Source organism: Tsukamurella paurometabola (assembly GCF_900631615.1).
Classification (GTDB): Bacteria; Actinomycetota; Actinomycetes; order Mycobacteriales; family Mycobacteriaceae; genus Tsukamurella; species Tsukamurella paurometabola_A.
This window is the reverse complement of sequence record NZ_LR131273.1, coordinates 232,406-252,389: the sequence shown is the minus strand read 5'-3', so window position 1 is coordinate 252,389 and position 19,984 is coordinate 232,406. Positions and strand designations below refer to the sequence as shown.

The window sequence follows — 19,984 nt, the reverse complement described above, 5'->3', positions numbered from 1 at the left end:
CCGCCGTCCCCGCCGCTCCGTCACCGTCGCGGGGCCGCAGCGGCGCCTCGTCGCGCCGGCCCTCACGCTGGGCCCGGACCGCGCCGCCGCGCTGCTCGACGCCCTCGCACCGTCGGAGGGCGCAGGCGACCTCCGGTACCTGCGGTGGGTCGCGAAGTCCGTCGAGCGGTTCGTCGCCGCCGGTGCCGTGAGCCCGGTGCTGCGCAGCGACGACGGCGATCAGATCGTGCGCTGGGCGCCCATCGAGTCGGTGCAGTGGCGCACCTGGGTGCAGGCCGCGGCCGCCGCGATGCCGCCGGTCCTGCGCCGCACGGGCGACCTCGCCGCGATCCTCGACATGGCCGCCGAGCTCGCCGACCGGTACGCCCGGGTCCGGCTCGGCGACGGCCCCTGGTCCTGGGTCGCCGCACCGTCGTTGCGCGCTCTGGTCGACGGCGAGCCCCTGCCGGCCCGGGCCGTCGCCGACGCCGGGGCCGCGGCCGCGTGGACCGAATGGGCGGGGAGCGTCCGCTCCGCCGAGACGCTGCTGGTGCTGCGCCTCGTCGAGCCCGACGGCCGCAGCCCGGGCGAGAACCCCCTGGCCCCGTATTCGATGCGGGCCGCCGGTTCCGCCGCCGGCACCGGGGGCGGAGCCCCGCCGGCCCTCTGGCGGCTCGAGGTGTGCCGCCGCGTCCCCGGCGCCGCGCCCGTGCGCGCCGATCCCGGCCGGATGAGCCCCGTCGACCTGGACGACCTGGCGGGGGAGTTGGCCCGCGCGCTCGCGGTCTATCCGCCGCTCAAACGGGTCGCGCAGGACGAGAGCTCGCTGGACTTCCTGCTCACCACCGAGGAGGCGGAGGCGCTCTTCCTGGAGGGCGCGCCCGGGCTCACGAAGGCCGGCTACGAGGTGCTGCTGCCCGCCTCCATCGCGACGGTGCGCCCCGCCCTGCGGCTCGTCGGGCGGGAGCAGCCGGGCCGCACGGCCCTGACGGTGCAGGCCGGTCTCGCCGAGGTCAAGGACTTCGCCTGGCAACTCGCCGTCGGTGACACGGTGCTCACCGCGAGCGAGCTGGCGTCCCTGGCGAACTCGGCGTCCGGGCTGGTGGAGGTGCGCGGCCGGTGGGTGCGTGCCGACCGCCGCACGCTGGCGCACGCGGCGCGGTTCGTGGCGGAGCAGCGCTCCGCCGCCGAGTCCGGTACGGACCTGAGCGACCTGCTCGGGATGATCGCCGACCCCGCGGCGCTGCCCGCGCCGCTCGCCGCCGTCGACGGCCTCGGCTGGCTCGACTCCGTGTACCGCGGCGGCACCATCGCCCCGGCGGAGGTGGCGGCACCGTCGACCCTGAAAGCGCAGCTGCGCGACTACCAGGTGCGCGGGTTGGAGTGGTTGGTCACGCTGTGGCGCAGCGGGATCGGCGCCGTCCTCGCCGACGACATGGGGCTGGGCAAGACGATCCAGGTGCTCGCGCTGCTCTGCCACGAGCGGGAGGCGGGTGAGCCGGTCCGGCCGACGCTGCTGGTCTGCCCGATGTCCGTGGTCGGCAATTGGGTCGCGGAGGCGCAGCGCTTCGCCCCGGGCCTGCGCGTGCACGTGCACCACGGCGCAGACCGCCCGACCGGTGAGGAGTTCGGGCGGATCGCGGCCGAATCCGACGTGGTGGTCACGACGTTCGCCCTCGCCGCGCGCGACCGCGAGCTGCTCGCCGGGCACCACTGGGGCCGCCTCGTGGTCGACGAGGCGCAGCACGTGAAGAACGTCAACACCGCCGCCGCCAGGGCGTTGCGCGCGTTCCCCGCGGCGCACCGCGTCGCGCTCACCGGTACCCCCGTCGAGAACCGCCTCGAGGACCTGCGCGCCGTGATCGACCTGGTCAACCCCGGCCTGCTCGGCTCGGCCCGCACCTTCCGCAATCGCTACGCGCTGCCCATCGAACGCGAACAGGACCGGGCGGCCGTCCGCAGGCTGAACACCCTGACCTCGCCGTTCATCCTGCGCCGCGAGAAGACCGACCCGGCGATCGCACCGGAACTGCCGGAGAAGGCCGAGTTCACGGTGCGCGCGTCGCTCACGCCGGAGCAGGCGGGGCTGTACCAGGCCGTGCTGAACCGGCTGGTCGAGGAGCTGCGTCAGTCGCAGGGCATGGGCCGGCGGGGCCTGGTTCTGGCGTCCCTGACCAGGCTCAAGCAGATCTGCAACCACCCCGCGCACTACCTCGGCGACGGCTCGCCGCTGCTGCGCCGCGGGCAGCACCGCTCGGGCAAGGTGGAGCTGCTGGCCGACATCCTCACCACGGTCGCCGACGAGGGCGAACGGGCACTCGTCTTCACCCAGTACGCCGAGTTCGCGCGCATGCTCCAGCCCTGGCTCACGGGCCTGCTGGGCGCGGACGTCCCCGTCCTCGACGGCGGGGTGCCCCGCGCCGAGCGCGACGCGCTGGTCGCGCGGTTCCAGTCCGGTGACGGCGCCCCGACCCTCGTCGCGACGGTGCAGTCCGGCGGCACCGGGCTCAACCTCACCGCCGCGAATCACGTGATCCACGTGGACCGCTGGTGGAACCCCGCCGTCGAGAACCAGGCCACCGATCGCGCCTTCCGCATCGGCCAGACCCGAGCGGTGCAGGTCCGCAAGTTCGTCTGCGCGGGGACGCTCGAGGAGCGCATCGACGGGGTGATCGCGGCCAAGAAGGAGCTCTCGTCGATGACGGTGCGGACGGGCGAGGCGTGGCTGACCGAGCTGAACAACGACGAGCTCTACGAGCTGGTCGCCCTGCGCGACGAGGCGGTGGTCTAGGTGGCGAGACGAACCCGCGACACCGCGCGGCCCATGGGCGCGACGTGGTTCAGCAGGCGCCTCATCCAGCAGCGCGAGGACGTCACCGAGCGGCGCAAGGTCCAATACGCCCGGCGGCTCTACCAGGAGCACCAGGTGTACTCGCTCGCCGTGGTGCCCGCGTCGATCACCGCGACGGTGCAGGGCAGCCAGCTCGACCCGTTCGGCGTCGCGCTCTCCCGCGTGCCCGGCGATCCGGCCGCGGTGGTCTCCCTGCTCGTCGCGCAGGGCGCGGCCGCGGAGCTGCTCGGCGTCACCCGCGGCGACCTCGGGCGCACGCTGGGCGAGCTGGTGCTGCCCGAGACCGCGTCCGACGTGCTGGTCGACTGCGCGTGCCCCGACGACTCCGGCGCGTGCGTGCACGCCCTCGCCCTGACCTACGAGTTCTGCGCCGCCGCCGACACGGACCCGTCGCTGATCCTCGACTTCGCCGGCGTCCCGCTCGCGGGGCTGTTGGCGCGCGTCAGCACGACCGAGCGGGAGGGCCCGGCACCGTCGGGCTCGGCGACGGGCCCCGACGGTGCGCGCGATGCCGGGGAACCCGCTGCCGGGGAGCCCGGGGACTGGGACGCGGGTGCCGCGGCGTTCTACGGCGAGGGCTACGACCTGCCGGCGCTGCCGGAGCCGTCCCCGATCGACGCCATGACCCTGCTCGACCCGTCGCTCCTGCGCAGGGCGCTGCGCCGCACCGGGACGAAGCCCGCCGACGTCGCCGAGGCGCAGGACGAGCTGGCCGAGCTCTACGACCGCCTCCGTGACCCGCGATGACGCGGCGGGGCCGCGTCGGTGACGGAACCTGTCGGTGGGGGTCACTACCCTGAGGGGCGACCTACGAGGGGGTGACGGGCATGCGATTTCTGCACACGGCGGACTGGCAGCTGGGAATGACCCGGCACTTCCTCGACGCGGACGCGCAGGCGCGATTCACCGACGCCCGGCTGGACGCGATCTCCCGGCTCGGCGCCGTGGCGGCCGAGCGGGACGCGGAGTTCGTCGTCGTCTGCGGTGACGTCTTCGAGGACAACCGGCTCGCCCCCGCAGTCGTCGCCCGCAGCCTCGACCGCATCGCCGCGATCGAGCGGCCCGTCTACCTGATGCCCGGTAATCACGACCCGCTGGACGCCGCGTCGATCTACACCTCCGAGCTGTTCCGGCGGCACCGCCCCGAGAACGTGATCGTGCTCGAGCGCCCCGGCGTCCACGCGGTGCGCCCGGGGGGCGAGCTGCTGGCCGCGCCGTGGTTCTCCAAGCACCCCGCCGGGGATCCGCTCACCGAAGCGGTCGCCGCGGCGCCGCCGCCCGCGGAGGGCGTGATCCGGATCGCCGTCGGGCACGGCGGGACGCTGCCCGTCGGCGCGCAGGACCAGCGCCTCATCGACGTCGGCGCGCTGTCGCAGCGGATCGCCACCGGACAGCTGCGGTACGTCGCCCTCGGCGACCGGCACTCGGTCACCGAGGTGGCGCCGGGCGTCTGGTACTCCGGTGCCCCCGAGGTCACCAACTTCGACCACAAGGAGACGGCGTCCGGCTCCGTCCTCGTCGTCGACGTGCCCGACGCCGGCCCGCCGGAGGTCGAGCCGGTCCGCGTCGGCACCTGGCGGTTCGCCTCCCGCGAGTTCCCGCTGACCGCCGAGCGCGACGTCGACGCCGCCGTCGGCGCGCTCTCGGCCCTGCCCGACAAGGACCGCACCGTGGTCAAGGTCGGCTTCACCGGCACCGTCGGGCTCGCCGCGAAGGCGCGCCTCGACGACGAGATCGCGGCCCTGCGGGCACGGTTCGCGGCCGTCGAGCTGTGGGAGCGCAAGACCGATCTCGCGGTGCTCCCCGGCGAGGACGAACTGGACGCGCTGGAACTCACCGGCCCCGCCGCCGACGCCGCGCAGGAGTTGCTGGGCGTCGCCCGCAGCGGAGGGGAGCGCGCGGCGGACGCCTCGGGCGCGCTCGCGCTGCTCTACCGCCTCACCCGCCAGGAGGTGGGCGCATGAGGCTGCACCGGCTGGCGGTCAAGGACTTCCGCGGCGTGGACGAGCGCGAGATCGTCTTCGCCGATACCGGCGTCACCCTGCTGCACGGTCCGAACGAGGCCGGGAAGTCGTCGATGGTCGAGGCGCTGCAGCTGCTGCTGGAGGTCAAGGCCACGTCGAAGTCGCAGCGGGTCGAGGCCGTGTGCCCCGCGCACCGCGACGCCGGGCCGTGGGTCGAGGCGGAGCTCACCGTCGGCCCCTACCGCTTCGTCTACGCCAAGCAGTACCACCGCCGCCCCGGCACCACGCTGACGGTGCTCGCACCCACGCCGCAGCAGCTCACCGGCGGCAGCGCCGAGGCGTGGGTGGCGGAGCAGATGGCCGCGCACGTCGACGGCGATCTGCTCGCCGCGCTCACCGTGCTGCAGGGCCCCGGCCCCGGGCAGCCGTCCCTGCGGGACAGCGCCGCGTTCGCCAAGGCGCTGGACTCCGCGTCGGGTGGCGCGGGCGAGGACGAGCCGGGGGCGGAGCGGCTCGCCGAGGCCGTCGCCGCCGAGCGCGCCCGGTACTTCACGCCGACGGGCCGGCCCACGGGCGAGCTGTCCGCGGCCCGCGCCCGGGAGACCGCTGCCCGCACGGCCCTGGAGGAGGCCGAGGCCGCGCTGCGGGAGGTGGACCGCGTCGTCGAGGAGCACGCCGTCGCGTCCGCCCGCCTGGGCGCACTGGTGGAACGACGGTCCGCCGCCGCCGCGGACCTGGAGACCCTCGCCGCCGACCAGGAGCGGATCGGCGCACTCCGATCGCGGCTGGCGCAGGCCCGCTCCGCCCTCGAGTCCGCACAGCTGCGCGAGCAGCACGCGGGCGATGCGGCCAACCGCCGGCGCCGCCTCGTCGACAAGCAGGCCCTCGCGGTCGAGCGCACGGCCCAGGTGCGGGTGCAGCGCGACCGCGCGCTGGCCGATCGCGATGCCCTGGCCGCGGAGGCGTCGTGGCTCGAGACCACGGTGCACGAGCTGTCGGCCGTCTCGGCCGATCGCCGGGAGCGGAAGTCGCAGGCGCAGTACGCCGTCGACTACGCCCGCGAGTCGGTCGGCTATCAGCGGATCGTGAAGCGGATCGAGCAGGCGCAACTCCTCGGCAAGGACGTGGAGGACGCGCGCAACCGGCTGGCCGCCAACCCCATTGACCGTCGCTCACTGCAGACGATCGCGGTCGCCGAGCAGCGGTACGAGAAGGCGCAGGCCCGGTTCTCCGCGCTCGCCGCCACCCTCAAGCTCGAACGACTGGGCTTCGCCGACGTGCTCGTCGACGGGCGGAACATCGGCGAGGAACCCGTGGAGGTCGTGGCCGGGAACGGCACCGTGATCGACGTACCCGGGGCCGTGCGGATCGAGGTGATGCAGCGCGGCGAGAGCGCCGACGCCGCCGCGGAGGTGAAGGCCGCGCACGCCGCTCTGCTCGCGGCCTGCCGCGATGCGGGAGCGGCGGACGTCGCGGAGGCCCGCGAGCTGCACGAGCAGCGCGAGGCCGTCGAGATCGAGCTGCAGGAGGCGCGGATCGCCCTCGCGCACGCCCTCGGCGACAACACGCTCGCGGAGCTGCGGCAGCTCGCCGAGGAGTCGGCGGAGCGGATCGTCGCGCTCGAGGCGGCGGTCGACCCCGAGCTGCTGGCCGTCGATCCCGAGCGGGCCAAGGCGAACCTCATGGAGGCCACGCAGGCCGAGGTGGCGTCGCGCACGGAGGAGAAGCGGACCCGCGAGCAGCTCGGGCAGAAGCACCAGGAGCTGCACCGTGCGACGACCGAGGCGCAGGTCGCCGCGGATCGCCTGCAGCACTTCGATCAGCAGGCGTCCGAGCTCACGGTGGAACTCGAGCGCGCGCGGGCCGAGTCCGCCGACGAGGCGCTCGGCACGGCGGCGGACGCCGCCGTCGCGGCGCGCGAGGCAGCCGCGGCAGAGGTCGCCGAGCACGAGGCGGCGGCGCGCGAGGCCGACGTAGCGGGCTTCGCCGCCCGGCTCGCCGCCGCCCGCGCGCGGGACGAACGGGCCCGTGCCGCAGAGGCGGCCGCGCGCGAAGAGCTGGCGGGACTGAACGGCCAGCTGCAGCTCTTCCAGGCCGACGGTCGCCGGGACCGCCTCGACGCGGCCGTGGCCGAGCACGTGCACGCCGAGCGCGCCCGGACGTCGGTGGAGGAGCGGGCCCGCGCCGCGGCGCTGTTGCACGAGACGCTCACCGCCCACCGCGACGCCCGCCGCGCCCGCGTGCAGGCGCCCTATCAGCGGGCCCTGGAGGAGCTGGGCCGCACCGTCTTCGGCGATCCGCTCACCATCACCGTCGGCGACGACCTCACCATCGCCTCGCGCACCGTGGACGGCGTCACGGTGCCGTTCGAGTCGCTGTCGGGCGGCGCGCAGGAGCAGCTGGGCGTGCTCAGCCGGCTCGCGTGCGCCCGCCTGGTCGACGGTGCCGACGGCGCGCCCGTGATCTTCGACGACGCCCTGGGCCACAGCGATCCCACGCGCCTCGGCGCGATGGCGGACGCGCTCGTCGAGGCCGGCCGCTCCGCGCAGGTGATCGTCTTCAGCTGCGTCCCCGGCCGATTCGACGCCCTCCGCGGCCGCGACGGCGTCACCGAGGTCGCGCTCGGTTAAACCTGCTCGCGCAGCTTGAACTTGAGCACCTTGCCCGCGGGGTTGCGGGGGAGGGCGTCCACGACGTGCAGGGCGAGCGGCAACTTGTAGGGCGCGAGGGAGTCCTTCGCGAACTCGCGGACCTCCTCGAGCGTGAGGGAGGCCTCCGGCTTGAGCGCGACGATCGCGGTCACGGCCTCGCCCCACTTCTCGTGCGGCGTACCGATGATCGCGACTTCCGCGATCGACGGATGCCGGTACAGCACGGATTCGACCTCGGCGGGGTAGACGTTCTCGCCGCCCGAGATCACCATGTCCTTCACCCGGTCGACGACGGTGACGTAGCCGTCCTCGTCCTGCTCGCCCACGTCGCCGGTGTGGAACCAGCCGTCGGCGTCGATCGCCGCGCCGGTGGCTTCGGGGTTCTGCCAGTAGCCGGGGGTGACCTGCGGGCCGCGCACGCAGACCTCGCCGCGCTCCCCGGCGGGGACGGGCGCACCGTCGGGGCCGAGCAGCGCGACCTCGGAGAGCGGCAGGATGTGGTGGCCGGCGGCACCGATCTTGCGTGCGGTGTCGTAGACGTCCATGACCAGGGCGAGCGGGGCGGTCTCGGTGAGCCCGTAGCCCTGGCAGAAGGGGATGTCCCGGCCGTTGTAGAGCGCGATGAGCGGCTCGGGCACGGGCGCGCCGCCGCACGTGAACTGGCGGACGCTGGACAGATCGGCGGTCTCGAACGCCGGTACCTGGCTCATGAACAGGAACATCGCCGGGACACCGAACATCGTGGTCACGCGGTGCTTCTCGATGAGCTGCAGTGCGGCGGTGGGGTCGAAGGCGGGCAGGATCACCAGCTGCCCGCCCTTCTGCAGGGTGATCAGGGTGGTCACGTTGAGGCCGCCGATGTGGAACATCGGCGCGGCCACGAGGCTGATGTCCGTCGACACCGTGTCGAGGCTCAGCAGCGCGTTCATGTTGTTCCAGAACATGTTCCCGTGCGTGAGCATCGCGCCCTTGGGGCGGCCGGTGGTGCCGGAGGTGTACATGATGAGCGCGAGGTCGTCCTCGGCCGGGGACTGCGGCTCGGCGATCGGCGCGCGCGCCGCGAGCAGCTCGTCGAGCCGCTCCCAGCCGTCGACCGGCTCGAGCGCGATGGCGCGCGTGATCCCGGACGAGGCCCGCACCGGCTCCACGACGGCGGCGCGGTCGGCGTCCGCGACGAGGGTGTGTACGCCCGCGTCGGTGAGGATGTACTCCAGCTCCGCCGAGGTCAGCCGGAAGTTGAGCGGCACGAAGACGGCCCCCGCGCGGGATGCCGCGAACATCGTGGTGAGGAAGTCGGGGTGGTTGAAGCCCACGTAGCCCACTCGGTCGCCGGTGCGCACGCCGCCGGCCACCAGCTCGGCGGCCAGCCGGTCGACCCGCTCCGCGAACTCCCGGTAGCTCCACGTCGTATCGCCGTACGTGACGGCGGGCCGGTCGCCGCTCACGGCGGCACGGCGCGCGATCCAGGATCCGAGGTCGACGGCGGGGCGAGCGGGCATGGTGCCTCCTTGCGGCAGCGGGCGCGGGCGATTGCGTGCATTCTGACCGCCGCCGCGTCGGGCCGGGGACGATTCGCCGGATTTCGCAGCCCGACGGTGCGCGGCACGCGGTGAGACGATCGCGGGTCGCGCGGCCGGTTCCGCCCCCTGCCGCGGGCGACCGGGCTACGCGTCGCCGTCGCCGGTGTTCTCGCTGCGGGCCTTGAGGGCCGCGAGTCCCTTCTCGAAGTCCTTGCCGACGAGCCGGTCCATCGGCACGATCCGGCCGATCAGCGAGGCCAGGCCGCTGGTCTCGCCGGTCATCGTCCAGGTGACCGCGACCCCGCCGCCGGTGGCGGCCGGGACGATGTCGAAGCGCACGTGGTTGTGCGCGGGGAAGGGCTTGAGGAACTCGAGGTCGACGTCCACCGATCGGCCGGGCTCGACCGCGGACACCGTCATCCGGCCGGCCCCGGCCCTGCGGTTGCCCTTCCAGGCGTAGCTCGCGCCCGGTCCGCTCGACGGCCCCGTGTACTCCCGGTGCAGGTGGGGGTCGAGGCCCTCCCACGGCGACCACAGCCGCCACTCGTGGAGGTCGGCGATGAGGCCGTGGACGGTGTCGGCGGGCGCGGCGATCTCGGTCGATCGGGCCACGGTGAAGGCGGTCATGAGCGGAAGGATACGGCGCTACCGCAGCCGGAGCGCGGCGAGCGCGATCACGGCCAGCACCGCCGTGAGGCCGGCGAGTCCCGCGGTGAGGCCGGCGACCGCCGCGATGGCCCCGACCAGCAGCGGGCCGCCCGCGTCGCCCAGCTCGCGGCCGATCTCCGCGGAGCCCATCGTCTGGCCCAGGTGCTCCTTCGGGGAGTTCTGCGCGAGGTGCGCGAAGCCGAGCGGTGTCACCAGGCCCACTCCGGCGCCGACCGCGACCGCGGAGACCACGATCCCGGCGGGCCCGGGGATCGCGACGGCGAGCAGGCCGAGCGCGGCGAGGGACAGGCCCGCGGCGATGCCGGCACCGTCGGACAGGCGGCCCGCGTCGCGCGCCCGCCCGGCCCGCGGCTGCACGAGCGACGCGGTGAGCGCGAGCACCGAGACCGCGGCGCCCGTGACGAGCGGCCCCATGCCGTGCTCGGAACCGGCGACGGGGAGGAATCCGACACCGACGGCGAGTACGCCCGTCGAGCCCGCGAGCGCCGCGGTGGGCAGCAGGAAGGACCGTGAGCCGAGGCGGCGCGCGAGGTCGAGCACGGTCTGCCGCTGCCGGGGGAGGGGATCGAGCGCCGGTACCGCGGCGGCGGCCCACGCCGCGACCAGCGCCGCGACGCCGCCGAGCACGCCGAACAGCAGCGCGTATCCGCCGGCCCAGATGAGCCCGCCGCCGAGCACGGGGCCCAGGGTGTAGCCGAGGCCCTTCCACGCGCCGTAGCCGCCGAAGGCGCGGCCCTGCGCGGTGTCGGGGGTGAGCCGGGAGACCATGGCGCTCGCGGCGGGCGAGAAGGCGGCGGCGGCCGCGCCCTGCGCGAACCGCGCCAGCGCGAGCCACCCGGGCTCGCCGGCGACGACGAACGCCGCCGACGCCACCGCGAAGGCCACGAGGCCGCCGAGCAGGACCGGGCGGGGACCGATGCGGTCGGCGAGCGTGCCGAAGACGGGCTTGAGGAGTACCTCGGCACCGTCGTAGAGGGCCAGCAGCAGACCGAGTGTCAGGAGCTGCGCGCCGATCGTGCCGGTGAGGCCGCCGAGGCTCGCCGCGATGCTGTGGGCGCCGAACGCCGTGGTGAAGCCCGCCGCGTACAGGGGGTACAGGGCGCGGCTCTGCGTCGTCGCGGTCACGAGCCGAACCTAACAACCGGCGGTGTCACGGGCATCACCACGGCGCCTGCGCCGCGTGCGCGTCATTAGACTCGCGGTCATGACTGCTGCCCCCGACACGACCTCCGGCGTCCCCGCGTCCGGCCTCACCGCGGCGCAGGTCGCGGAGCGGGTACGCGACGGCCGGGTGAACACGCTGCCCAACAGGTCGGGCCGGAGCACCTGGGACATCGTCCGCGCCAACGTCTTCACCCGCATCAACGCGATGCTCGGCGTGCTCTTCCTGCTGGTGCTGTTCACCGGCTCACTCATCAACGGCCTGTTCGGCCTGCTCATCGTCTTCAACTCGGGTATCGGCATCGTCCAGGAGCTGCGTGCGAAGCGGACGCTGGACTCGCTGGCCATCGTCGGGCAGGCCCGCCCGGTGGTGCGGCGCGACGGTGTCGCCACCGAGGTCGCGCAGTCCGACGTGGTGCTCGACGACGTGATCGAGATCGGTCCGGGCGACCAGATCGTGGTCGACGGCGAGACGATCGAGTTCGAGGCCCTCGAGGTCGACGAGTCGCTGCTCACGGGCGAGGCCGATCCCGTGGACAAGCAGCTGGGCGACGAGATCTTCTCCGGCAGCTTCGTGGTCTCCGGCTCGGGCGCGTACCGCGCCACGAAGGTGGGCGCCGACGCCTACGCGGCGAAGCTCGCCGACGAGGCCAGCAAGTTCACCCTCGTCAATTCCGAGCTGCGGTCGGGCATCGACAAGATCCTCCAGGTGATCACGTGGCTGTTGGTGCCGGCCGGGGTGCTCACCGTCTTCAACCAGCTGGTGATCTCGAAACAGGAACTGAACCAGGCGATCCTGGGCATGGTGGCTGCCCTGGTCCCGATGGTGCCCGAGGGGCTCGTGCTGATGACGTCCATCGCCTTCGCGGTCGGCGTGGTACGGCTGGGGCAGCGCAAGTGTCTCGTGCAGGAGCTCCCCGCGATCGAGGGCCTGGCCCGTGTGAACGTGGTGTGCGCCGACAAGACCGGCACGCTCACCGAGAACGGCATGCGCCTGTCCGAGCTGGACGTCCTCGACGGCGACCGCGCCGACATCGAGACCGCCCTCGCCGCCGTCGCGGCGCTCGACCCGCGCCCGAACGCGAGCGTGCAGGCGATCGCCGAGGCGTATCCCGACGCGCCGTCCTGGCGCGCCGCCGCGGTGGCGCCGTTCAGCTCCGCCAAGAAGTGGTCCGGCATCTCGCTCGCCGAGGATGGCGCGCCGCGGGGGAACTGGATCCTCGGGGCCGCCGACGTTCTCCTCGATCCCGAGTCCGACGGTGCGCGGCGCGCCACCGAGCTGGGGTCGACGGGCCTGCGGGTGCTGCTCGTGGCGTCGACCGACGTGCCGGTGGACACCGAGGTCGACGGGCTCGCCGCGCCCGGGAACCTGGTGCCGCGCGCGCTGATCGCACTGGAACAGCGGGTGCGCGTCGACGCCCGCGACACGCTCGACTTCTTCGACTCGCAGGGCGTCGCCGTGAAGGTCATCTCCGGCGACAACGCCGTCTCGGTGGGGGCGGTGGCGCACTCGCTGGGACTGGGCTCGCCCGACTCGTCCGTCGATGCGCGGAAGCTCCCGTCGGACAACGACGAGCTGGGCGAGGTCGTCACCGACAACGTGACCTTCGGCCGGGTGCGCCCGGACCAGAAGCGGGCGATGGTCAAGGCGCTGCAGTCGCGGGGAGACACGGTCGCCATGACCGGCGACGGCGTGAACGACGTGCTGGCGCTGAAGGACTCCGACATCGGCGTCGCGATGGGCTCCGGCAGCTCCGCGGCGCGGTCGGTCGCGCAGATCGTGCTGCTGGACAACAAGTTCGCCACCCTGCCCTATGTGGTGGGCGAGGGGCGGCGCGTGATCGGCAACATCGAGCGCGTCGCGAACCTCTTCCTCACCAAGACCGTGTACGCGGTGCTGCTCGCCTGGCTCGTGGGCCTGGCCGGCCTGGGCGCCAAGGTCTTCGGCTTCGCGCCGGTCTCGTACCCGTTCCAGCCGATCCACGTGACGATCGCCGCGTGGTTCACCATCGGTATCCCCGCGTTCGTGATGTCCTTGGCACCCAACAACGAACGGGCCAAGACCGGCTTCGTCGGGCGCGTGCTGCGGCTGGCGGCACCGTCGGGCGTGGGGATCGGCCTGGCGACGTTCCTGTGCTACCTCGTCGTCAATCCCGGCGGCTCCGGCGCTTCACTGGGCGGCAAGGCCGCGACGCTGAGCGCCGACCAGATCCAGGCCTCGACGGCCGCCTTGATCACGCTGCTCGTGGGCTCGCTGTGGGTGCTGGGGATCGTGGCGCGGCCGTACACCTGGTGGAAGGTCCTCCTCGTCGGCGCCTCGGTCGCGTTCTACGTGGTGCTGTTCTCGATCCCGTTGGCGCAGGAGAAGTTCTTCCTCGACATCAGCGACCCGGCGATGGTGGGCACCGGCTTCGCCTTCGGCGCGCTGGCGATCGTGATGGTGGAGGTCCTCCGCCGCGCGGCGCCCGCCGTGTTCGCGAAGCTCGGGCATCGCGGCGCCTGAGATGTGGTCCGTGTACGACGCGGCGTCGAGGATCGTCCCCATCGTCGCCGTCGTCGCGTGGATCGTCTTCGCCGTCGCGTCCGCCGTGGTGGGCGACAGGCGGAGGATCGCAGATGCGGTGGGCTGGGCGGCGAGCGGCCTGACGGCCCTCGTGCTGCTCCCGTACGTCTCGATCGTGGTCGGGCTTCTGCTGTTCCTTCCGGCCCTGTGGTTCGAGCGGGCCGGGGCGCCCGGTGCGGTGTCCGTCGTCGCCTGGGCCGAGGCGGTGGTCCTCACGGCGGCGGTGCTCGCGATGGGCCGGTGGTTCGTCCGGAGATTCGGACGAGTGCGGTACCTGGCCGCCGTCGTGGTGATCCTGGGACTGGGCAGCGTCTGGATGGGGCGCTACCTCGCCACCGTCGACTGGTTCGCGGGTCCGGGCTGAGCTCAGCCGGGCAGCGGCGTTCCCCACCAGTGGACGCCGTTCGCGTCGGGGCGCAGGTGATCGGCGACGGTTCCGAGCGGCTCGCCGATGCAGAAGGCGGCGGCGTCCCGGCCGACCGTCTCCGGGTCTCCGGGGAACCCGTACAGCGGTGAGATCGTCGCCTCCGTCGCGAAGCCGAGAGTGATCGGATGGTCCCGCCAGCGGTACACGACGTGGAACAGGTCGCCGGTGGTCCCGGCGGCGATCACGCCGACGCACCACTCTTCGGTGAGCGAGACGTCCCGCAGCGCGGTGAGGCAGCCGCGGAGCGCCGTCTGCGCCGCGGTGGTCGGAACGGCGAGACCGTCGATGAGTGCGCGGTGGGTGCGGGTCGTGCGCGGCCGCTCACGCGAGTAGGTCGCGGACGCCTCCGCGGCGTCGAAGTAGTCCTCCGTGACGATCGGAGGGGTCGCCCGGCCGGTCCGCCATCGCTCGATCCGCATCGCTCGATCCTAGGAGCCGGACGAACGGAGTCGGACGGACAATGCGGCCGGTGGGGGCCGGTGGGGGCCGCGGCCACCGTCACCGCCCGGAGCGGGGTCAGCCCTCGACGCTGGTCGTCCGGTTCCGGCCCGTGGTCTTGCTCGCCTTGAGGGCCCGATCAGCGCGGTCGTTGAGATCGTCGAGCGATGGCACTGCGGAATCGGAGACGTGGTCCACGTGGACGAGCCCGATGCTCAGCGACACCGTGCTGCCGTCCGGCAGCCGCACCGGATCCCGGTGGACGTCGTCGGTCAGGAACGTCGCGTCGTGCGCGGGGTCCGCGCTGATGACGGCGAACTCGTCGCCGCCGAGGCGGCCGACGACCGCGCCCGGCGTGGTACCCGTGTCCAGGAGCCGGGCGACGTTGCGCAGCACACCGTCGCCGACGGCATGACCGAAGCGGTCGTTGATCGTCTTGAACTCGTCCACGTCGATGGCCGCCACGAGCAGATCGCCCGGCGAGCGGTCGACGAGTCGCCCGCCCGAGAACGCGAATCCCCGTCGATTGAGGATGTTGGTCAGCGGATCGAGCGACGACTCGAGCAGCTGCTTGGTGATCAACCGCTGCATCTCGACCGTGTATCGCCGCAGGAGCGCCACGACCGCGTTCGCCACCACGATCGCGACCACGATCTCGAGGCTCACGGTGATCGGGTTGGTCCCGGCGGCGAGGAGTTTCGCCCCGAGGATCAGGATGACCGTGGTCGAGAAGGTGATGTGGAGGGTCATGACCTTGCCGTCGACGAAGTGTGCGACGTACGCGCCGATCACGGAGAACAGTCCCGTGCCGATCAGCGACGCCTGCGCGTTCTGCATGCACAGCACCACGCCGGCGAGGCCGAGATCCGCATAGGCGACGAAGGCGATGCTGCCCCTGTTCCGAGCGCCCTTCGACCACCAGGCGCCGGCGAGCGGTGTCCGCGCGACGACCGCCGCGGCGGGGATCGCGCTGAGGCAGATGAGGCCGATCGTGGCGCGCCGCCAGTGACTGTCGCCCGCACCGTCGGGAATGACGAGCGTGATCGCCCCGAACGCCCCGTACGCGAGGGTCAGCGCGGCGATCGCGTAGCGCCACACCCGGTCCTGCATGTCGATGCGGCGGAGCAGGTGACGTGGCGTCCCTTCCCCGACGATCGTCTTCTCCATGGGCGCTATGGTCCCACGGCGCAGGCCTTCGTGTTCGATATTGCAAGCAGATCGACACGGCCATCGGGCGGTGGGATGGAGATACCGCGCACGCGCTGAATCGTCTGCTTGGCTGCACCGATGGACCGGACCACGGAACTCGTAGCGCAACTGCACGCCATCACCTCCGAGCTGGGCGCTATACACGGCCGGAGGTTCACGCCGGATGGGCACCTCGTCGGCACTCTCGGGGAAGTGCTGGCGGCATCGATGTTCGGGCTCAGGCTCGTTCCCCCGTCCACGAAGGGCTACGACGCCGTCGACCGCAACGGCCGGAAGGTCGAGATCAAGGCGACCTACGGGACGAGTATCGCGCTGCGCGCTTCGTCTCATCAGGAGGCCGACGACCTGCTCGTACTCAGGCTGGACGTGCGCGGCGAGCCCGAGGTCGTGTTCTACGGGCCGATCACGCGGGTCGCCGAGCGGCCGGTGCAGTCCAACGGACAGTTCGCTGTAGCGCTGTCAACGCTCCGCCGCCTGAGTTCAGAATGAACATTCGAGTGTGTGGCTATGTATCGAACATTCTCGTAGAATGGTGGGAGCAGGTGAAAGGGGGGCGCGATGAGGTCCTGCACGGCAGAGGAGTATCTCGATTCGCTCTCGATGTTCGAACAGGCGGCCCAACGGCTCGCCGCCGCTGATCCGGTGATGCTCTCCTCGCAGCAGGTCCTCGACTGTCTGCGCCGGCTGGAAACCGCCGCTCGCCGCGTTCCCTACGGCCAGAACCTCCTCGCCGGAGTCGCCTTCGAGCAAGGTCTGCCCGCGCAGCTGGGGTACACCGGTATCAAGGAACTCCTCGTCGACCAGCTGCGTCTCGCCGGCGCGGAAGCCCGCGACCGGATGCACGGTGGAACGGGCCGGGTGCCGCGGCACGCCCGGGGCCTCGCGCCGGAGCCGAAGTACGCGATCATCGCGGAGGCGCAGCGCGAGGGCCGGATCTCCGAGCGGCACGCCACGGCGATGGAGCGCATTCTCGACAGGAGCTACCGGCTCAACTGCCGCGACCTCGACGATCTCGAGGAGATCCTCGTGACGGCGGCGGAGAGCGTGCCGCCGGAGGACATCGTGCTGATCGGCAAGCGAGCGATCGCCCACCTCGATCCCGACGGTGCCGAGCCCGACCAGGACCGCATCCGGCGCTCGCGGGAACTGACCGTGAGCGCCCAGGGCGACGACCTCATGTCGGACATCGGCGGTTCCCTCTCACCCGAATGTCGCGCCCTCCTGGACGTGGTTCTCGCGAAGTTCGCCCGTCCGGGTGTCGTCAACCCCGACGATGCCGACGCCCCGGTCGACCCGACGGACGCCGACGCGGTTCGCGAGGCCGCCGCCCGCGATACCCGGACCGCGACGCAGCGCAACCACGATGCGTTGGCGTACGCGCTGGGTGTCGCGATCGCCTCGGGCGGGCTCGGCAATCATCGCGGCCTTCCCTGCATCCCGATCATCACGCTCGGTATCGAGCAGCTCGAATCGGAGGCCGGCATCGCGACGACGGCCACCGGTGGCAGGCTTCCCGTCGAGGATGCACTGCGGATGATGGGCGCCAATCCCAAGTACGTCCTCGTGCTGGATCTCGCGTCGCGTCCGCTGTTCCTCGGCCGCGAGAAGCGCCTCGCCTCCGCCGACCAGCGCATCGCGCTGTACGGCGCTGAGAAGGGCTGCAGCGCACCGGGCTGCGACGCGCCCGCCACGCGCTGTCAGGTGCACCACGTCACCGAGTGGGCCGGAGGCGGCGCGACCGACGTCACGGCGCTCACTCTCGCCTGCGACGCCCACCACGGCAAGGTCGTGCCCGACCTCGCGGAGGACCCGCGCGGGTGGGAGACCATCACCATCCCGCGCGGCCGGCAGTACGCCGGGCGTACCGGTTGGCGCCGCGGGGCCGACCCGACCGGGGTGCACCGCGTCAACCACCGGCACCACACCGAGGAGCTCTACCGCGAGGCGCTCGCGCGCTGGCGCACTCGATGCGCGCAGTTCCGGGATGCCTGGGTCGAGCAGGATCTCCGCCGCCAGTTCGAGGACATGCGCGCCGAGCAGGAGATGGTCGCGAAGATTCTCGACGGCCCGCACGGCCCGCCGCTCCTGGAACAACTCCTCGCCGACCACGACGCCGAAACCGCCTGGTGTGAGCAGTCGGCGGCCACGGCGCGCGCGGCGTGAGGTCAGACGAAGCGGCGACGCCAGGCGTTGCCGTCGGTGATCGGGAGATCGGCGGGCGTCGTCCAGAAGCGCGCCGTCAGGTCGTAGCCGTCGTGGATCAGCGCGGCCCGCGCCGGCCAGCGGTCCGCGGCCCAGTCCGGCTCGTTGTGCATCGAATCGATGCCCGCGCGCACCCCACCCTCCAACTCGAAGTGCAGGTGCCGGGCCGCCTCGCGCGCGGGCGCGGAGCCGGTCGGCGCGGTCGCGCAGGCGTCGACCAGCGCCGCCGCCGCATCGCGGATCCGGCGATCCGTCCAGGCGAACGTCCGGCGGTGCGCACCCGGGTCCAGCAGGTACATCGCGAGCAGCGCTACGACGACGCCGACCACCGTCTCCAGCAACCGGTCTCGCATCACCGGCAGGGCCGGCCCGCCTGTCACGCCCGCGCCGCTCGCGAGGAGCGCCACGGGCGTGATCACGACGACCGCCGCCGCGTAGTTGCGCACCACGAGCACCTCGATGCAGAACTGCAGCACAGCGACGACCGCGATGAGCGCGTAGCCCTGCGGCGCGGCCGCATGGAGTCCCGCGAACAGCACGAGCCCCACCGCGGTGCCGAGGAACCGATGCAGCGCGCGCACGGTCCCGTGCACCCGGTCGACACCGGTCTGGAGGACGACGAGCGCGCTGATCGCCGCCCAGTGCGGACGCTCGAAGCCGAGCGCCGTACTCACGCCACCGGCGACGAGGCAGGCGACCCCGACCCGGCCCGACGTGATGGCGGCATGCGACGACGGGCTGAGCGAACGGCGCAGCCGATGGCCGACAGTCGGCCGCAGTCGCGACGTGGTGACCGCGCGCGTGGGATCGACCTCGGTGTCGGAGTCGTCGGACGACGACGCCGCGAACCGGCGGTTCGCATCCCGCAGGTCGGCCAGCAGCGGAGCGTCGGCCGGACGGTGCGCCGCCCGCGCATCGTCCATCGTCGACCAGGCGGCGACCAGGGCCGACCCCGCTGCATGCCGGCGCTCGGCCGACCGCGGACCGTCGGACGCGAGGAAGGAATCGACCGCCCCGATCGCGCGCCCCGCGGCCTCACGCTGTGGCGCCGAAGGGTCGATGAGCGCCCCGGACATGGAGACGAGGACGGACGCCATCGCGCCGAGAGCGGCGCCGGTGACCAGCATCGCGGGGTCGGCGCCGGACTCCACCGCGATCACTGCGCCGGAGCCGACCAGCGCGAAGAACAGGGCGCCCGGCGGGCCGAGACGCAGGGCGTCGACCACGAACACCGCGGCCACGGCGGGGACGACCGTCATCAGGACCGCACAGGACTTGAGGACCGGGCCGCCGGCGGGCACCGCCCACCCGACCGTCGCACCCACCGCCACCGCGGCCAGCAGGGCCAGCCCCGCGGCGGCGACCACCTGGCCGCGGACCCGGTACGCGCGCCCCTCGCCGTACAGGACGGCGAAGGCGCCGAACGTGGTGAACAGCGCGGAGGCGCCGTGACCCGTGGCGACCAGCAACGCCCCCGGGATCCCGACCGCCGCTGCGGCCCGCAGGCCGGCCCGCCACCGCCAGACCGGCGCACCGTCGGCGAAGACGAGGGAGCGAACGCGCGCGACGCGGGGCGGGGGCTCGGGGACTGGTTCGCTCACCTATCCATTCCAACACCGAGTCGCCCGCGCCGCGCACGGGGCACCGCGCCGGCGCCGGTCCCGGCGGCAGGCGCCCCGCCGGAATGACGGGGATCCGATACCACGAATGCACATGGGTGTCGCCGCACGGCGCGCGACGATCGCCCCGGCGGCGCCGTACCCCGGGTCGACGGGCCGCCGACGGCTCGCGTCAGGACACGGGCGGAGGGATACTGCTGTCGCCGGGCGGGATCGGAGTACCGATGGTGCGGTAGGTCTTGTCGTACTCGGCCTTCCAGCGCGGCCAATCCAGGTAGGGGCGGCCATCCAGGCTCCGCCGATACCGTCGGTACTGCCCGCGGGCGGTGCGCAGCGTGTTGCGCGACTGCCGCGCGGCGCGGCGCGCCTCGTAGAGCGCATTCCACTCCTCCCGCTCGGACAGCGGTCGCGGCGGATCGGTGAAGATCTGGCGGTTCAGCACATCGGCTCCGGACAGGTCTGGGCTCATTGCGGATGGCCGCTCAGGGTAGCGAATCGCGGAGCCGATGCGCGCCGGGGCGCGAATCCCGACTGCGCGGATGCCGATGGCGAGAGCGGCGGAACCGTGCGATGTACGACGTGAGAACCACGAATTCCGAAGGAGTGCCCCCGGCAGGATTCGAACCTGCGGCCTTTCGCTCCGGAGGCGAACGCTCTATCCCCTGAGCTACGGGGGCGCAGGGCGTAGCAAGGTTAGCGCATAGGGCAGGCCCGGCGGAAACCGGGCGGTC

The 19,984-nt window shown here is 73.1% G+C and carries 15 protein-coding genes and 1 tRNA gene; 8 read left to right on the top strand and 8 right to left on the bottom strand.

Annotated elements, in window-relative coordinates; genetic code table 11:
• Nucleotides 1–187: 187 nt before the first annotated feature.
• The 4 genes from ELY19_RS01310 to ELY19_RS01295 all read left to right on the top strand — a co-directional run bounded on the left by ELY19_RS01310 (nucleotide 188) and on the right by ELY19_RS01295 (nucleotide 7,424).
• On the top strand, nucleotides 188–2,770 hold the full coding sequence (locus tag ELY19_RS01310) for a DEAD/DEAH box helicase (protein WP_322745658.1): 2,583 nt from the start codon (nucleotides 188–190) through the stop codon (nucleotides 2,768–2,770).
• Complete coding sequence (locus ELY19_RS01305) at nucleotides 2,771–3,577, top strand: hypothetical protein (protein ID WP_126194589.1); 807 nt, start codon at nucleotides 2,771–2,773, stop codon at nucleotides 3,575–3,577.
• Between the two features lie 80 nt (nucleotides 3,578–3,657).
• Nucleotides 3,658–4,794 carry a metallophosphoesterase family protein gene (locus tag ELY19_RS01300; protein ID WP_126194588.1) on the top strand — a complete coding sequence of 379 codons (1,137 nt, stop codon included), beginning with the start codon at nucleotides 3,658–3,660 and terminating at the stop codon, nucleotides 4,792–4,794.
• The gene (locus ELY19_RS01295) at nucleotides 4,791–7,424 is read left to right on the top strand and encodes an AAA family ATPase (protein ID WP_126194587.1); all 2,634 of its coding nucleotides are present in this window, start codon (nucleotides 4,791–4,793) and stop codon (nucleotides 7,422–7,424) included. Before ELY19_RS01300 ends, ELY19_RS01295 begins: the two co-directional genes overlap by 4 nt.
• Here ELY19_RS01295 and ELY19_RS01290 read toward each other — a convergent pair.
• The 3 genes from ELY19_RS01290 to ELY19_RS01280 form a co-directional block, all read right to left on the bottom strand.
• Entirely contained in the window at nucleotides 7,421–8,944 is a 1,524-nt protein-coding gene (locus ELY19_RS01290; protein WP_126194586.1) for an acyl-CoA synthetase, read from the bottom strand. The two genes, ELY19_RS01295 and ELY19_RS01290, sit on opposite strands and share 4 nt — an antisense overlap.
• A 165-nt stretch (nucleotides 8,945–9,109) precedes the next feature.
• Entirely contained in the window at nucleotides 9,110–9,592 is a 483-nt protein-coding gene (locus tag ELY19_RS01285) for an SRPBCC family protein (protein WP_126194585.1), read from the bottom strand.
• Nucleotides 9,593–9,610: 18 nt separating this feature from the next.
• Nucleotides 9,611–10,759, bottom strand: coding sequence for an MFS transporter (locus ELY19_RS01280; protein WP_126194584.1), 1,149 nt, complete (start codon nucleotides 10,757–10,759; stop codon nucleotides 9,611–9,613).
• Between the two features lie 79 nt (nucleotides 10,760–10,838).
• Between ELY19_RS01280 and ELY19_RS01275 the strand changes: the two genes are divergently transcribed.
• Together ELY19_RS01275 and ELY19_RS01270 are read left to right on the top strand one after the other, a co-directional pair.
• Entirely contained in the window at nucleotides 10,839–13,298 is a 2,460-nt protein-coding gene (locus tag ELY19_RS01275) for an HAD-IC family P-type ATPase (RefSeq protein WP_126194583.1), read from the top strand.
• Nucleotides 13,299–13,308: 10 nt separating this feature from the next.
• Nucleotides 13,309–13,722, top strand: coding sequence for a hypothetical protein (locus tag ELY19_RS01270; RefSeq protein ID WP_126194582.1), 414 nt, complete (start codon nucleotides 13,309–13,311; stop codon nucleotides 13,720–13,722).
• Between the two features lie 2 nt (nucleotides 13,723–13,724).
• On the opposite strand, the gene ELY19_RS01265 is transcribed toward ELY19_RS01270, so the two are convergent.
• Both ELY19_RS01265 and ELY19_RS01260 read right to left on the bottom strand, forming a co-directional pair.
• Nucleotides 13,725–14,204 carry a hypothetical protein gene (locus ELY19_RS01265; protein ID WP_126194581.1) on the bottom strand — a complete coding sequence of 160 codons (480 nt, stop codon included), beginning with the start codon at nucleotides 14,202–14,204 and terminating at the stop codon, nucleotides 13,725–13,727.
• Nucleotides 14,205–14,301: 97 nt separating this feature from the next.
• Nucleotides 14,302–15,390: a GGDEF domain-containing protein gene (locus tag ELY19_RS01260; protein WP_126194580.1), complete on the bottom strand. Its 1,089-nt coding sequence runs from the start codon at nucleotides 15,388–15,390 to the stop codon at nucleotides 14,302–14,304.
• A 120-nt stretch (nucleotides 15,391–15,510) separates the two neighbouring features.
• Here ELY19_RS01260 and ELY19_RS01255 point away from each other — a divergent pair, with 120 nt between their 5' ends.
• Together ELY19_RS01255 and ELY19_RS01250 are read left to right on the top strand one after the other, a co-directional pair.
• Nucleotides 15,511–15,921: a DUF6998 domain-containing protein gene (locus ELY19_RS01255; protein WP_126194579.1), complete on the top strand. Its 411-nt coding sequence runs from the start codon at nucleotides 15,511–15,513 to the stop codon at nucleotides 15,919–15,921.
• Between the two features lie 69 nt (nucleotides 15,922–15,990).
• Nucleotides 15,991–17,595 carry an HNH endonuclease signature motif containing protein gene (locus ELY19_RS01250; RefSeq protein ID WP_126194578.1) on the top strand — a complete coding sequence of 535 codons (1,605 nt, stop codon included), beginning with the start codon at nucleotides 15,991–15,993 and terminating at the stop codon, nucleotides 17,593–17,595.
• Nucleotides 17,596–17,597: 2 nt separating this feature from the next.
• On the opposite strand, the gene ELY19_RS01245 is transcribed toward ELY19_RS01250, so the two are convergent.
• From ELY19_RS01245 to ELY19_RS01235, 3 genes are all read right to left on the bottom strand, one after another.
• Entirely contained in the window at nucleotides 17,598–19,235 is a 1,638-nt protein-coding gene (locus ELY19_RS01245) for an FUSC family protein (RefSeq protein WP_126194577.1), read from the bottom strand.
• A gap of 190 nt (nucleotides 19,236–19,425) precedes the next feature.
• Complete coding sequence (locus ELY19_RS01240; RefSeq protein ID WP_126194576.1) at nucleotides 19,426–19,722, bottom strand: hypothetical protein; 297 nt, start codon at nucleotides 19,720–19,722, stop codon at nucleotides 19,426–19,428.
• Nucleotides 19,723–19,857: 135 nt separating this feature from the next.
• Nucleotides 19,858–19,930: transfer RNA gene (locus ELY19_RS01235), tRNA-Arg, on the bottom strand.
• Between the last annotated feature and the right edge of the window lie 54 nt (nucleotides 19,931–19,984).